This window comes from Lysinibacillus sp. TE18511 (assembly GCF_054062295.1).
This window is the reverse complement of sequence record NZ_JBSSFD010000032.1, coordinates 13,752-27,262: the sequence shown is the minus strand read 5'-3', so window position 1 is coordinate 27,262 and position 13,511 is coordinate 13,752. Positions and strand designations below refer to the sequence as shown.

The 13,511-nt window shown below is 37.0% G+C and carries 14 protein-coding genes; 2 read left to right on the top strand and 12 right to left on the bottom strand.

Going from position 1 to position 13,511, the window contains the following annotated elements; genetic code table 11:
- Nucleotides 1–133 precede the first annotated feature (133 nt).
- A complete protein-coding gene (locus ACVWXS_RS19065) occupies nucleotides 134–694 on the top strand; it encodes a DUF3267 domain-containing protein (RefSeq protein WP_368637209.1) in 561 nt (186 codons plus the stop codon).
- An 81-nt stretch (nucleotides 695–775) separates the two neighbouring features.
- Here the strand turns inward: ACVWXS_RS19065 and ACVWXS_RS19060 are convergent, their stop codons facing one another.
- From ACVWXS_RS19060 to ACVWXS_RS19040, 5 genes are all read right to left on the bottom strand, one after another.
- Nucleotides 776–1,816 (bottom strand): acyl-CoA dehydrogenase, encoded by a 1,041-nt coding sequence (locus tag ACVWXS_RS19060; protein ID WP_456959682.1) that lies wholly within the window; start codon nucleotides 1,814–1,816, stop codon nucleotides 776–778.
- A gap of 87 nt (nucleotides 1,817–1,903) precedes the next feature.
- Nucleotides 1,904–3,004, bottom strand: coding sequence for a redox-regulated ATPase YchF (gene ychF, locus ACVWXS_RS19055; RefSeq protein WP_068985809.1), 1,101 nt, complete (start codon nucleotides 3,002–3,004; stop codon nucleotides 1,904–1,906).
- A gap of 128 nt (nucleotides 3,005–3,132) precedes the next feature.
- Nucleotides 3,133–3,474 carry a hypothetical protein gene (locus ACVWXS_RS19050; RefSeq protein WP_456959680.1) on the bottom strand — a complete coding sequence of 114 codons (342 nt, stop codon included), beginning with the start codon at nucleotides 3,472–3,474 and terminating at the stop codon, nucleotides 3,133–3,135.
- Between the two features lie 85 nt (nucleotides 3,475–3,559).
- Nucleotides 3,560–3,760 (bottom strand): DUF951 domain-containing protein, encoded by a 201-nt coding sequence (locus ACVWXS_RS19045; protein WP_368637332.1) that lies wholly within the window; start codon nucleotides 3,758–3,760, stop codon nucleotides 3,560–3,562.
- A gap of 1 nt (nucleotide 3,761) precedes the next feature.
- Nucleotides 3,762–4,646, bottom strand: a complete 885-nt coding sequence (locus ACVWXS_RS19040) for a mechanosensitive ion channel family protein (RefSeq protein WP_456959678.1) — start codon at nucleotides 4,644–4,646, stop codon at nucleotides 3,762–3,764.
- A 93-nt stretch (nucleotides 4,647–4,739) separates the two neighbouring features.
- On the opposite strand from ACVWXS_RS19040, the gene yyaC reads away from it, so the two are divergent.
- A complete protein-coding gene (gene yyaC, locus ACVWXS_RS19035) occupies nucleotides 4,740–5,372 on the top strand; it encodes a spore protease YyaC (protein ID WP_368637206.1) in 633 nt (210 codons plus the stop codon).
- On the opposite strand, the gene ACVWXS_RS19030 is transcribed toward yyaC, so the two are convergent.
- The 7 genes from ACVWXS_RS19030 to mnmE all read right to left on the bottom strand — a co-directional run bounded on the left by ACVWXS_RS19030 (nucleotide 5,289) and on the right by mnmE (nucleotide 13,221).
- Entirely contained in the window at nucleotides 5,289–6,005 is a 717-nt protein-coding gene (locus ACVWXS_RS19030) for a DUF554 domain-containing protein (protein ID WP_456959676.1), read from the bottom strand. The genes yyaC and ACVWXS_RS19030 overlap by 84 nt on opposite strands.
- 78 nt (nucleotides 6,006–6,083) lie before the next feature.
- A complete protein-coding gene (locus ACVWXS_RS19025) occupies nucleotides 6,084–6,932 on the bottom strand; it encodes a ParB/RepB/Spo0J family partition protein (RefSeq protein ID WP_368637204.1) in 849 nt (282 codons plus the stop codon).
- Nucleotides 6,925–7,686: a ParA family protein gene (locus ACVWXS_RS19020; RefSeq protein WP_368637203.1), complete on the bottom strand. Its 762-nt coding sequence runs from the start codon at nucleotides 7,684–7,686 to the stop codon at nucleotides 6,925–6,927. Before ACVWXS_RS19020 ends, ACVWXS_RS19025 begins: the two co-directional genes overlap by 8 nt.
- Nucleotides 7,687–7,954: 268 nt before the next feature.
- On the bottom strand, nucleotides 7,955–8,854 hold the full coding sequence (gene noc / locus ACVWXS_RS19015) for a nucleoid occlusion protein (RefSeq protein WP_374964385.1): 900 nt from the start codon (nucleotides 8,852–8,854) through the stop codon (nucleotides 7,955–7,957).
- 179 nt (nucleotides 8,855–9,033) lie between these two features.
- Nucleotides 9,034–9,750: a 16S rRNA (guanine(527)-N(7))-methyltransferase RsmG gene (rsmG, locus tag ACVWXS_RS19010; RefSeq protein WP_456959673.1), complete on the bottom strand. Its 717-nt coding sequence runs from the start codon at nucleotides 9,748–9,750 to the stop codon at nucleotides 9,034–9,036.
- Between the two features lie 161 nt (nucleotides 9,751–9,911).
- Nucleotides 9,912–11,807 carry a tRNA uridine-5-carboxymethylaminomethyl(34) synthesis enzyme MnmG gene (gene mnmG / locus ACVWXS_RS19005; RefSeq protein ID WP_456959672.1) on the bottom strand — a complete coding sequence of 632 codons (1,896 nt, stop codon included), beginning with the start codon at nucleotides 11,805–11,807 and terminating at the stop codon, nucleotides 9,912–9,914.
- A 28-nt stretch (nucleotides 11,808–11,835) separates the two neighbouring features.
- Entirely contained in the window at nucleotides 11,836–13,221 is a 1,386-nt protein-coding gene (gene mnmE, locus ACVWXS_RS19000; RefSeq protein WP_368637199.1) for a tRNA uridine-5-carboxymethylaminomethyl(34) synthesis GTPase MnmE, read from the bottom strand.
- Nucleotides 13,222–13,511 lie beyond the last annotated feature (290 nt).

Below are 13,511 nucleotides of genomic sequence, written 5' to 3'. Positions count from 1 at the left end.
AGGGAGCAAGGAGCAAGTAATAACTATTACTCACATCAATGAATTGTAACATATAGGCACTTTTCTTTCAAGTCGCAAACAAAGAATTCATTCTATATAATATAAATAATTGATTTATAAAAGGAGAATCTTCATGCCACTAGATACAGAACCAATCGTAATAGAGTTGGATATAAAAAAACTGATGATGGACAATATTGTTGTCACAAGTGGACTTGTCATATTATTTGTAGCGATTCAATATATTTGCTTTAAAGATTTTGATTTTTCATTTTGGAGTATGATTAGTGGGGTCATACTTTTTGCCATCCTGTATATTGTTTTCATTATATTGCATGAAGCCTTTCATTTAATTGGTTTTATGGTCTTTGGAGGCGTGCCCTTTAAATCTTTAAAATATGGTCTTAATTTAGAGCTTGGCGTAGCGTACGCAACAACTGAACAACCATTACCAAACCATACAATGAAAAAAGCTTTATTACTTCCATTCTGGACAACTGGCGTCCTTCCGACAATTGCCGGTTTCTACTTTAACAGTACTGTTTTAGTAGTAGTGGGTGCTTTTTTAATAGCTGGAGCAGTCGGTGATTTTGCCATGTATAAAGAATTACGCAAATATCCAAAAAACGCGTTAATACAGGATGACCCTCAATTTCCTAAGCTTTATGTATATATGCCTGAGAAAAAGAAATAACTTAGATTAGAGAACACTTTTAATACGTTTTCCATATAGAATCTGCTTGGGACCTAGCAGATTCTATTTTTTTACATAAATTTATGGGGTTAAAAAACCATGCTGTGCAGCTGTATATAAATTTCTCCAAATACGATTGATCGAAGATGTTTCCGTAATTGCATCCATACCAAGTCTGCGTATTAAGTTATTGGCAATATCTACACAAGCTGCAGCAATATCTTTACTCAGTCGTGAAAATTGTTGTAGTTCTTCCTCAGCTAGCTTATGACCTTCTTGATGTTTTTGCCAGTATCCATTCAATATTGAATAAAATTGCTCTTCAAGCTGTCTAAAGTGCTTCTGTTGCTGCATCAATAAAAATTGTAATGCACCCATACGTTCAGTACGGTTTGGATCATGATTTCTTTGCTTCACTAAAATAGACGTCTCTTCTAAGAAATTTTCTGTTATCCCAAGACAAACGCTTAAAAAAGAAGCTTCCGCAAATGCACCAAATGGAAAACTATGTACTGCACTTTCATACTTGTTTTTAATTGTGCCTAATTGAAATGTCGCCTCTTGTGGTACCCAAGTATTTTGCACACGAATTGTATGACTAGCCGTTGCTTTTAAGCCCATTGCCCGCCAATCGTTAAGAACCTCTACCTGATCACGCTCCACTGAGCAACTAATTATTTCATCCGTCCTAACACCGTCATGCTCGACAAAGCAATTCATTGTAAAAGTTGTAGCATAATCTGCGCCACTACAATATTTCCACTGCCCTGTAACACTATAGCCTCCATCCATTTTTTTTGCTGTTCCTGTAGGATAACCACTGCCTGCTATTACTGCATTTCTTGGTGAATAGATTTTTTCACAAGCATCTTGGTTTAATGTTGGAATAAATGCATTACCACCTGTACCGATTGTGACAAGCCAGCCAAAATTCCCATCGAGTGCAGACATTTGTTGAAATACTTTCATACCCTCTAGTAAATCTAAATCCTTACCCCCTAATTCCTTTGCTGTGAATAACTTAAACAATTGGTGCTCATAAATGACCTCTAACACATCTTCTGGCAATCTACCTAGCTCTTCAATTTCTAAACCACGTTCTTTTATTTGTACTATGTTCATACTGTAACTACCCCCTATGGATTGAAAATTCAGATAACTATATAGACAAAAAAAGGGCAATCTTCCTATGATTGCCCTGCACATTTTTTATACATTGAAACGGAATAACATAATATCGCCATCTTGAACAACATATTCTTTACCTTCAAGACGTACTTTACCAGCTTCTTTAGCAGCAGGTTGAGATCCAGCTTCAACTAAATCATCGAAAGCAACTGTTTCTGCACGAATAAATCCACGTTCAAAGTCTGTATGAATGACTCCAGCACATTGTGGTGCCTTCATGCCTTTACGGAACGTCCATGCACGTACTTCTTGTACCCCAGCAGTGAAATAAGTTGCTAGCCCTAGTAAATCATATGAAGTACGGATTAATTGGTCTAAACCAGATTCTTTAATGCCTAGTTCTTCTAAGAACATTGCTTTTTCTTCATCATCAAGCTCAGAAATTTCTTCCTCAATTTTTGCACAAATTGTGATAACTTGAGCTCCTTCAGCAGCTGCATACTCACGTACCTTTTGCACATATTCGTTATTATCTGCGTCAGCAACTTCATCTTCTGAAACATTCGCCACATAAAGCATAGGTTTAATTGTTAAAAGATGAAGTCCTTTAATAACCTTTAGCTCGTCTTCTGAAAGCTCTGCAGCACGCGCTGGTCGACCGTTTTCTAATTGTTCTTTAACTTTTACAAGAATTGGTTCTTCAATCATTGCTTCTTTGTCTTTTTGCTTTGCCATTTTGCCAACACGTTGTAATCGCTTATCAACAGATTCTAAATCAGCAAGTGCAAGCTCTAAATTAATGACTTCAATATCGTCAATTGGATCTACTCCACCTGATACGTGCGTAATATTTTCATCAACAAAACAACGTACAACTTGGCAAATTGCATCTACTTCACGAATGTGAGCAAGGAATTTGTTCCCCAACCCTTCACCCTTTGAAGCGCCTTTTACGATCCCAGCAATATCTGTAAACTCAAATGCTGTTGGTACTGTTTTTTTAGGTGTTACTAATTCTGTTAATTTATCTAAACGTGCATCTGGTACTTCAACAATACCTACGTTCGGATCGATTGTTGCGAATGGATAGTTTGCAGCTAATGCGCCCGCTTTTGTAATTGCGTTAAATAATGTTGATTTTCCAACGTTAGGTAAACCAACGATTCCAGCTGTTAATGCCATAAATGGACACAACCTTTCTATAATCGGTTCAAATTTGCTCTTATCTCCCGTACTAACGGATACTATGAGGATGCAGAAAATCCCCACTGATTAATCACTGTATAACCCTATCTATTATATTGATTCACTCATAAAAAGTCTAATACACATCCATTTCGCCTTGGCGTAATTGCGTCCGGAGGCTTTGGGCCAACGTGATGTTGGTCACTTAGTCGTGTGTTGTTGCTTTCGCACAGATAAAACCTTGTTGCTGTCGCTTCGCTTTCGCACAGATAAAACCTTGTTGCTGTCGCTTCGCTTTCGCACAGATAAAACCTTGTTGCTGTCGCTTCGCTTTTGCACAGATAAATTGCCACAGGACGTGGCGTTCTTAGACTGAGTTCCCCTATTTCAGCAAGTGTCTTTTGTCCGAAAGCGTAGCGACAGGTACAGGTGTTTGAACACCCACTGAAAAGGAACCACATGTGCATTCATCTCACCACCTTCTGAGATGGGAATCTTCTGTAACTGATGTTTCACTTTCGTTACAAAACATTTGCTGAATGAAGATGAAAGTTAGTCTTCACTAGAGGAATTTAATATCTTTTTCATTTTTTTCTCAAATTCACGGCGTGGAATCATCACACTATGCTGACAGCCTTCACATTTAATACGTACATCTGCCCCCATACGAATAATTTTCCACTTATTTGTGCCACATGGATGTTGCTTTTTCATTTCAACAATATCATTGAGACTGAACTTTTTATCTTCCATATTATTCACTTCTCCCCTCTTCTTTCCCATTAACACCGTACAACATCATTTTCGGATGAGCCATTGGAATATTATGTTCTTCAAAGAGTCTAGTAACATCACGACGAATTGCACGCGCCACTCCGTATTGTTGCTGTGCCAATGTTTCTGCGACTATACGAATAGTTACCTCTGTACCCTTAACACTTTGTACACCTAAAAAGACTGGTACTGATACAAGCTCTTTGTGAATATCTGGTAGAGTTGCTAAATACTTTTTAATAATGGCTTCTGCTTTTTCAAAGTCTGCATCCGTCATCATTTGTAAATCTATAAAAATTTTAGAATTATTTATAGAATAATTGATAACCTCACCAATCGCACCATTTGGAATAATAAACTGCTCTCCAGTAGCACCATTAATCTTTGTTGTTCGTAAACCGATTTCTACAACAGTTCCTTCTGCTGCATTTATTTTTATATAATCACCTACACCAAATTGATCTTCAAAAATAATAAAGAACCCCGTAATGACATCCTTAACTAAGCTTTGTGCACCAAAACCGACTGCTAAACCGACAATCCCTGCTCCAGCTAATAACCCCGCTACCTTAATATGTAAGATAGAAAGAATAGCAATGATTGCTGAAAAATAAACAGCATAGGAGATGACACTTTGTAATAGTCTGGCAATTGTCTTTTGTCGACGTTCTGAGTGGTTTAACGGTGAACTCATTCGTATTAAAAACACTTTTTTAATAAATTTTTTACCTAATCGTACGGCTAGCCACGATGCTATCAAAATAAGCGTAATTTTAATTGAAGCATTTATTATATTTTCCCAAAACTCCTCTGACATCACCGTATCCCAAAATCTCTTCAATATCTTTTCGTTAAACCAATCCATTAATACCACCTCTTGAATAACTTGCTAAAAATTTGCGTATACTGCATAAAAATCGAGCGCTTCTTACAAATAAAAAGGAAAGTGAGTTTTTTTATGAATACTATACCAAAATTATTTCTCCCTTATACTCTTCATCATGAAAGTAAAAATGCCGTTTGGCAGTTAAGTACATTATTTTTAGAACATATACCCTTTCATCATGAACGCCTTATTTTCTGTTGTATTGGAAGTGACCGTTGTACAGGTGATACACTCGGCCCATTAACAGGAAGCTTCCTAAAAAAGTCTGTTAGCTTTCCATATGAAGTAGTAGGTTCTTTAGAAGATCCTTTGCATGCTCTTAATTTAGACACTACTATGCAACAGCTACACAATCATACTATAAAACCTTTCATTATTGCGATTGATGCATGTCTTGGAAGTGAACAAAATGTAGGACATATTTCTGTGCAAAATGGACCTATTTTTCCAGGAAAAGCTGTAAAAAAACAATTACCCCCAATTGGTGACATTTCTGTTAAGGGGATAGTCAATATTGGAGGCTTTATGGAAATGCTTGTTTTACAAAATACAAGACTGCATATTTCCTATGCAATGGCTGAAAAGCTTTCAAGAGCTCTATTACTCGCTGTACATCGGTACTCACTGAAAAGTATAGAGGATAGCAACCATAACACCGACAACAACGATACCTGGCAACAAGTTAGCAGCCTTGATCTTAGTTAAGCCCGCTATATTTAAACCGATGGCAAAAATCATAACACCGCCTACAGCAGTCATTTCTGTAATAAACATTTGTAATGCCCTATCTGGTATAAAAGAGCTAATGGCACCTGCAAAGAGTGCAATCAATCCCTGATATACAAATACAGGTATAGAGGACAGCAACACGCCAATTCCTAATGTAGATGCTAAAATTATCGATGTAAATCCATCGATAATTCCTTTCGTAATAAGCACATTATGATCATTGCTCAGACCACTATCGAGTGCACCTATTACAGCCATAGAGCCCACTACGAATATTAGTGAGGCTGTTACAAAGCCCTCTGCAATATTAATTTGATTATTATCAGTACGCTTTTTGCTGAATAAAGATTCTACCCATTGTCCAAGTCTATTCATTTGCTTATCTAAATCTAACCATTCACCAATTACTGTACCTACTACTAAACTTATCACCAAAATAATAAAATTATCACTTTCAAAGCCCATTTTAATCCCTAAAAGTGCAACTGCTAAACCGATAATCGATAATACAGTAGATTTCATTGATTCAGGAATATTTTTGAAAATTCGCCCTACTAATGCACCCGCTATAATGAGTAAAGCATTAATTAATGTCCCTAGTAATACCATAGCCTATCCTTCCTCCTCTCTAGAAAAATAGAGAGCGCCTTTTAGCTCGGCGCTCTGATTACGTGATCGATATTTCTCTTACTCTTCCTGTAAATTTAGTATTTCTAAAATACGTTCTAAATCATCTTCAGAGTAAAATTCAATTTCAATCTTCCCTTTATTGTTAGCTTTTTTAATTTGGACATTTGTTCCAAAATAATCGCGTAATTGTGTTTCCTTTGCTGCAACAAATATATCCTTTTTCTTCGATTGATTTGTTTCACGTGAAACTTCTTCATTTAAATTTTGTACCAACATTTCAACTTGACGGACATTTAAACCTTGTTTAATGACTTTATTGGCTACTTCTGATATTCTTCTTTTATTTTTTAATCCAAGTAATGCTCGTCCTTGTCCCATCGATAGTGCGCCATCGTTCATGAACGCACGAACATCCTCTGGTAATGCTAGTAAACGAACATGATTGGCAATATGTGGTCTACTCTTCCCTAATCGTTTGGATAGCTCTTCCTGTGTTAGATGTAAGTTTTCCATTAGGCTTTGATATGCCTCCGCCTCTTCGATAACAGTCAAATCTTCACGCTGTAGATTTTCTAAAATTGCTAACTCCATCATTTGCGTATCTGATAGCTCTTTTATAATAGCTGGAATAACCTCTAAACCTGCTAATTGAGTTGCTCTATATCGGCGTTCCCCAGCGACGATTTCATATTTTCGTCCTTTTTTACGTACAGCAATTGGCTGTAAAATACCATGTTCCTGTATTGAGTCAGCTAATTCTTGTAAAGTTTCTTCATCGAAAATTTTACGAGGCTGGAATGGGTTTGCGACGATAAACTCTAATTGTATTTCTTCCACTTGCCCACTTTGCTCTAAAGACTCTCCAGGAAATAATGCACCTATGCCTCTTCCTAAACCTTTAGCCATTTTTAATCACTTCCCTCGCCATCTCTAAATAAACTTCTGCACCTCTCGATCTTGCGTCATAAATGATAATTGGCTGTCCATGACTTGGTGCCTCACTTAATCGTACATTACGAGGAATAATTGTTTTGTATACTTTATCTTGGAAATATTTTTTTACTTCATCAATAACTTGTAAGCCTAGGTTTGTTCGTGCATCAAGCATCGTCAATAATACGCCATCAATATATAATTGCTGATTTAAATGCTTCTGCACTAAACGGACGGTTGATAACAACTGGCTTAGTCCCTCTAATGCGTAATATTCGCATTGTACAGGGATAATAAGTGCATCTGATGCAGTCAAAGCATTAATTGTTAGTAGCCCTAATGAAGGTGGACAATCAATAATAATATAATCATAGTCTTCTTTTACATCTTGAAGTGCATGCTTTAACCGTACTTCTCTTGAAATTGTCGAAACTAATTCAATTTCTGCTCCTGCTAGTGAAATGGTTGCTGGAACAATCGATAAGTTTTCGACATTTGTTTCTTTAATGACATTTTCAACGTTTTCATCATCAATTAACACATCATAAATACAGCCATTAAGTTCTCCTTTATTAACACCAAGTCCACTTGTTGTATTTCCTTGTGGATCAGTATCGATTAAGAGCACTTTCTTCCCTAAAAACGCTAAACAAGCGCTCAAATTGACTGATGTCGTTGTTTTTCCTACGCCACCCTTTTGATTGGCGATCGCTATAATTCTACCCATTTAAAAGCACCTGCTTTCATTTATCAAAGTTCACTTTGACAAATCAATTGTAAAATCACTGATCAATTATGCCTCCGGCGGATGTTTGGACACCCGCTGCAAGAAGTTAAATACCGCTATCTTACTTTCATTCTATCAAAAAAACAGAAAAGAGTTGTATAAAATATTAAGAATATATACAAAAAAAGGAGACATCTCAGAAATATTTCTGAGATGTCTCTAAAAAACTCAATAAATTACTTTCCTAAAATAACTTTAATTCTTGTACTCAAGATTTTTTCTTTTTAGGTATCTTCACTGTAATTTGATAATATTCCTCTGTATCTTCTTCTTCAGTCTTAACTGTTATACCACTCTTCGTTACCATAGATAATGATTGTTTAATAGTATTCAAAGCAATACGCACATCTTTACTAATCGCCTTACGTTTAGGCTTTGCTTTCTTCGGCGTTGCTTCTTCTTGATCTGCCGCCACAGGATGTAATAAAGCATAAATTTGCTCTTCTAACTGACGAACATTCCAATCATTTTCTATCGTTTGTTGTAAAATTTCTAGCTGTAATGGCTGATCTTTTATCGCAATTAATGCACGTGCATGTCGTTCAGAAATTTCACGCGTTAAAATAGCTCGCTGCACTTCTTCAGGCAGCTTTAATAAACGTAATTTATTGGCTACCGTGGATTGTCCTTTTCCAAGTCGTTGGGCTAGTGCTTCTTGTGTTAGCTCATGAAGCTCTAATAATTTTTGGTAGGCCACAGCTTCTTCAATTGCAGTTAACTCTTCACGCTGCAGGTTCTCGATTAACGCGATAGAAGCTGTTTCCTTATCAGTTAAATTTCTTATAATAGCCGGAACTTCTGTCCATTGTAGCTTTTTCATTGCTCGATAACGACGCTCACCAGCAATGATTTCATATTGATTTTCCGCTGTTTTACGTACAACAATTGGCTGAATCACACCATGCGTATGAATGGTTCTTGATAATTCTTCGATTTTTTCATCATCAAAAATAGTACGTGGCTGAAAACGGTTAGGCACAATTTGATCAATAGGCAGCTTTATAACTTCTTCTGCTGCATGAACCGCCTCTGCTTGTTCTACTTCATTTTTCACAATAGGCTCTGTTTTATTTCCGCCTCCAAAAAAACGTGAAAAAGGACTTTTCATCCAAGTGGCACCACCTTTAAGTAACTATCTTGCTCTGTGTCATTCTATTATTATTTATTATATTTCCTAAAATGTATATAGTTCATAGATGTCATTTGCGTGAACCATCCATAACTAGTATGTATGCTCAAAATAGAAAAATTATTTTCTACTTTGAGAAGTTTCACATGAAACACTAATTATTGAATCGGTGATTTATTTGGTACACCTGGTTTACGCGGATATTTTTTTGGTGTTCCTTTTATTTTATCAAAGATATATAAAACACGGTCACTTTCTTCAACAGGTAGCTGGAAAGAAAATTCTTCTTTTAGTGTAACCCCTAATGTAACTAATGCCTTTTCTGCATCTTTTAATTCTTCTGCGCCTGCTGCTGCTTTTAAAGCAACAAAATAGCCACCTTGTTTTGCTAATGGTACGCATAACTCTGATAAAACCGATAAACGGGCTACTGCACGGGCTGTTACAACGTCAAACTGCTCACGATATTTCGCATTTTGAGCAAATTCCTCTGCTCGCGCATGTACAAAATGCATGTTCTCTAATTGCAACTCATCACTTAAATGATTTAAAAATGTAATTCTTTTATTTAAAGAATCAACAATTGTTACGTGTAAATGCGGGAAGCAGATTTTAATTGGAATACTTGGGAAACCAGCTCCTGCTCCAACATCACAAACTGTTATTACTTTGGAAAAATCAAAATAGAAAGAAGCACTAATCGAATCATAAAAGTGTTTTAAATAAACACCTTCTAAATCGGTAATAGCAGTTAAGTTCATCTTTTCATTCCACTCAACAAGTAACTCAAAGTATTTTTTGAATTGAGCCATCTGTTTTTCAGAAAGTTCGATGCCCTTCTCCTTTAGCGCCTCAAAAAATTGTTGTTCATTCATGTAAAGTCTCCTTTATCTATATAGCTTTACTATCTCTATTATTGACTTGTAAGTATGTAACTACTCACATTTCCAAATCAACTATGTAAAATAGGAAAGCCTTAAAAATAGGAAGCGGGCACAATGGTATGCCCGCCCCTTATTCACTTTACGAATCTTTATTATTCACCGCTGACACGTGCGATTTTACCTTGCTCCATATAAACGAGTAATATTGAAATATCTGCTGGATTTACACCAGAGATTCGCGATGCTTGGGCAATGGAAAGTGGTGTAACTTGTTTTAATTTTTGTCGAGCTTCTGTTGCTAAACCTGAAATAGCGTCATAATCAATATTTTCTGGGATTTTTTTATTCTCCATTTTATGAAGCCTTTCAACTTGTTGCAATGCTTTTTCAATATAACCTTCATATTTAAGCTGAATTTCAATTTGTTCCTTCACTTCATCCGAAAACTCTATGTCTGCTGGAATTAACGAAGAAACTAATTCATAATGCATTTCTGTACGTTTTAATAAATCCACTCCACGGATACCATCTTTTAGCTCACTACCACCTACAGAGCGAATAGCAGCTTGTGTTGCTTCATTTGGTTTAATAATAACTTCACGGAGACGTGCAATTTCGTTTTCAATCAGCTCTTTTTTCTCATTGAATGTTGCATATCTTCCTTCAGAAATCATTCCCACATTATAACCTAGCTCTACCAAACGTAAATCAGCGTTATCATGACGAAGTAGTAAACGATATTCTGCACGAGATGTTAGTAAGCGATACGGTTCATTTGTTCCCTTTGTTACTAGATCATCAATTAATACGCCAATATAAGCATCTGAACGACTTAAGATTAATTCTTGTTTACCAAGCACATTAGCAGCAGCATTTATCCCAGCCATTAAGCCTTGAGCAGCCGCTTCCTCGTAACCAGAAGTTCCGTTGATTTGACCAGCTGTATATAAACCTTTAATACGTTTTGTTTCTAAAGTTGGCCACAATTGTGTTGGCACGATTGCATCGTACTCAATTGCATAGCCAGCACGCATCATTTCTGCTTTTTCTAAACCAGGAATTGATTTTAGTAAACGTGTTTGTACATGCTCTGGTAAGCTAGTTGATAAACCTTGTACATATACTTCACGTGTATTGCGACCTTCTGGCTCTAAGAAAATTTGGTGGCGCGGTTTATCGTTAAATCGCACAACCTTGTCTTCAATAGAAGGGCAATAACGTGGACCCGTACCTTTAATCATCCCTGAGTACATCGGTGAAAGATGTAGGTTTGCCTCAATAATTTCATGCGTTTCTAGGCTTGTATAAGTTAACCAGCAAGGTAGCTGATCCATAATGAATTCAGTTGTTTCAAAGCTGAATGCACGTGGAACATCATCTCCTGGTTGAATCTCTGTTTTATCATAATCAATTGTACGATTATTCACTCGTGGTGGAGTACCTGTTTTAAAACGCACAAGGTCAAAACCAAGCTCTTTTAAGTTATCAGCTAAACGAATTGACGGTTGTTGGTTATTAGGCCCACTTGAATACTTTACGTCACCAATAATGATTTCACCACGAAGGAATGTACCTGTTGTGATAACAACTGTTTTAGCGCGGTATATAGCACCAATTTGTGTAATAACACCTTTTACTTCCCCGTCTACAATTATTAGCTCTTCAACCATTCCTTGCTGAATTGTCAAGTTTTCAGTTTCCTCCAAGATGCGTTTCATTTCTTGTTGGTATAAAACTTTGTCCGCTTGTGCACGTAATGCACGCACAGCAGGACCTTTCCCTGTATTTAACATACGCATTTGAATATGCGTTTTATCAATAACTTTCCCCATGACGCCACCTAATGCGTCCAGTTCTCGTACTACGATTCCTTTGGCAGGACCACCAATGGAAGGATTGCATGGCATAAATGCAATCATATCTAAATTGATTGTTAACATCAGTGTGTTAGCACCCATTTTGGCAGCAGCATGTGCAGCTTCAGATCCTGCGTGACCTGCGCCAATTACGATAACATCAAACGTGCCTGCCTCATAATTTGTTGGCATAGCTCGTATCTTCCTTTCTTTAGTAAAATTATTTTCCTAAGCAGAACTGTGAAAATAACTGATTGATTAGGCTTTCTTGTACTGTGTCGCCGATAATTTCACCAAGTATTTCCCAAGTTCTAGTGACATCTATTTGCACCATATCAACAGGTACACCAGCTTGTGCTCCAGCTAATGCATCCTCGACCGTTGCTTGTGCTTGATGAAGTAATGCAATATGTCTTGCATTTGAAACATATGTTAAATCGCCCGCTTCAATTTGTCCTTCAAAGAATAACGCAGCAATCGCTTCCTCTAGCTCTGTGATCCCCTCTTCTTGTAAAAGAGATGTTGTCACAATGCGATGGTTACCCGCTAGCTCTTTGACACGTGCTAAATCAATTTTTTGCGGTAGATCTGTTTTATTAATAATAACGATGTAATCCATCGCCTCAATTGTTTCGAATAGACGCTCATCCTCAGCAGTCAATTCTTCTGCGTAGTTTAAAACAAATAAAATTAAATCTGCGCCACGCAAAGCCTCACGCGAACGTTCAACACCAATTCGTTCGACGATATCCTCTGTCTCTCGAATACCAGCTGTATCGACTAAACGAAGCGGAACACCACGTACATTCACGTACTCTTCTATAATATCACGAGTTGTACCTGCAATATCTGTCACAATGGCCTTATTCTCCTGTACTAAACTATTTAAAAGAGAAGATTTCCCGACATTTGGGCGACCTAAAATAACAGTTGATAGACCCTCTCGTAATATTTTCCCCTGAGATGATGTTTGCAAAAGTTTAATAATTTCATTTCGTACCCATGTACATTTTTCTACTAATACTGGTACCGTCATCTCTTCTACATCATCATACTCCGGATAATCTATATTAACCTCTACTTGCGCTAATGTCTCTAGTAATGCTTGGCGTAAGTCACCAATTAAACGTGATAATTTGCCATCCATTTGTCCCAATGCTACATTCATCGCTCTATCAGTTTTTGCTCTTATTAAATCCATAACTGCTTCAGCCTGTGATAAATCGATACGTCCATTTAAGAATGCGCGTTTTGTAAATTCACCTGGCTCTGCGAGTCTTGCTCCATTTGTTAATGCTAGCTTTAATACACGGTTTACCGAAACTAGTCCCCCGTGACAGTTAATTTCTATTACATCCTCACGAGTGAATGTTTTAGGTCCGCGCATTAATGACAGCATTACTTCCTCTACAACCTCATTTGTTTTTGGATCGACCAAATGTCCATAATGAATTGTATGTGAAGCCTTCGTTGTTAAACTTTTACCACCAGGCGATCTGAATATTTTATCTGCAATCGCTACTGCTTCGTCCCCACTTAAACGAACAATAGCAATAGCTCCTTCACCCATAGGTGTGGATATCGCAGCAATTGTATCGAACTCCATTTAATGACCTCCTTAACGTTATCCACATGTGGATAAATAAAACCGACCAACACTTACTAACACCTTAGACTAACATATTTTCTGCAAAATCTAAAGTAAGGATAATTTCCAATTGTGGATAATAAGAAAGCTCTACATTATAGCACGTATTTCGACAAGAATTGCAAATGCTTGAACATTCTTTCTAGATCATAGAAAAACTATTTTGCCAATGTAATTAAGGGTGGGACCCTGAGGCCAACACGATATTGGTCACGAAGGCATTGTCACAGGACGTGACGCACTTAGCC

What these genes read in the sequence shown, in the direction of transcription:
- ACVWXS_RS19065 (WP_368637209.1), top strand. Translation starts at nt 134, where the DNA reads ATGCCACTAGATACAGAACCAATCGTAATAGAGTTGGATATAAAAAAA.
- ACVWXS_RS19060 (WP_456959682.1), bottom strand. Translation starts at nt 1,816, where the DNA reads ATGAACATAGTACAAATAAAAGAACGTGGTTTAGAAATTGAAGAGCTA.
- ychF (WP_068985809.1), bottom strand. Translation starts at nt 3,004, where the DNA reads ATGGCATTAACAGCTGGAATCGTTGGTTTACCTAACGTTGGAAAATCA.
- ACVWXS_RS19050 (WP_456959680.1), bottom strand. Translation starts at nt 3,474, where the DNA reads ATGCACATGTGGTTCCTTTTCAGTGGGTGTTCAAACACCTGTACCTGT.
- ACVWXS_RS19045 (WP_368637332.1), bottom strand. Translation starts at nt 3,760, where the DNA reads ATGGAAGATAAAAAGTTCAGTCTCAATGATATTGTTGAAATGAAAAAG.
- ACVWXS_RS19040 (WP_456959678.1), bottom strand. Translation starts at nt 4,646, where the DNA reads ATGGATTGGTTTAACGAAAAGATATTGAAGAGATTTTGGGATACGGTG.
- yyaC (WP_368637206.1), top strand. Translation starts at nt 4,740, where the DNA reads ATGAATACTATACCAAAATTATTTCTCCCTTATACTCTTCATCATGAA.
- ACVWXS_RS19030 (WP_456959676.1), bottom strand. Translation starts at nt 6,005, where the DNA reads ATGGTATTACTAGGGACATTAATTAATGCTTTACTCATTATAGCGGGT.
- ACVWXS_RS19025 (WP_368637204.1), bottom strand. Translation starts at nt 6,932, where the DNA reads ATGGCTAAAGGTTTAGGAAGAGGCATAGGTGCATTATTTCCTGGAGAG.
- ACVWXS_RS19020 (WP_368637203.1), bottom strand. Translation starts at nt 7,686, where the DNA reads ATGGGTAGAATTATAGCGATCGCCAATCAAAAGGGTGGCGTAGGAAAA.
- noc (WP_374964385.1), bottom strand. Translation starts at nt 8,854, where the DNA reads ATGAAAAGTCCTTTTTCACGTTTTTTTGGAGGCGGAAATAAAACAGAG.
- rsmG (WP_456959673.1), bottom strand. Translation starts at nt 9,750, where the DNA reads ATGAATGAACAACAATTTTTTGAGGCGCTAAAGGAGAAGGGCATCGAA.
- mnmG (WP_456959672.1), bottom strand. Translation starts at nt 11,807, where the DNA reads ATGCCAACAAATTATGAGGCAGGCACGTTTGATGTTATCGTAATTGGC.
- mnmE (WP_368637199.1), bottom strand. Translation starts at nt 13,221, where the DNA reads ATGGAGTTCGATACAATTGCTGCGATATCCACACCTATGGGTGAAGGA.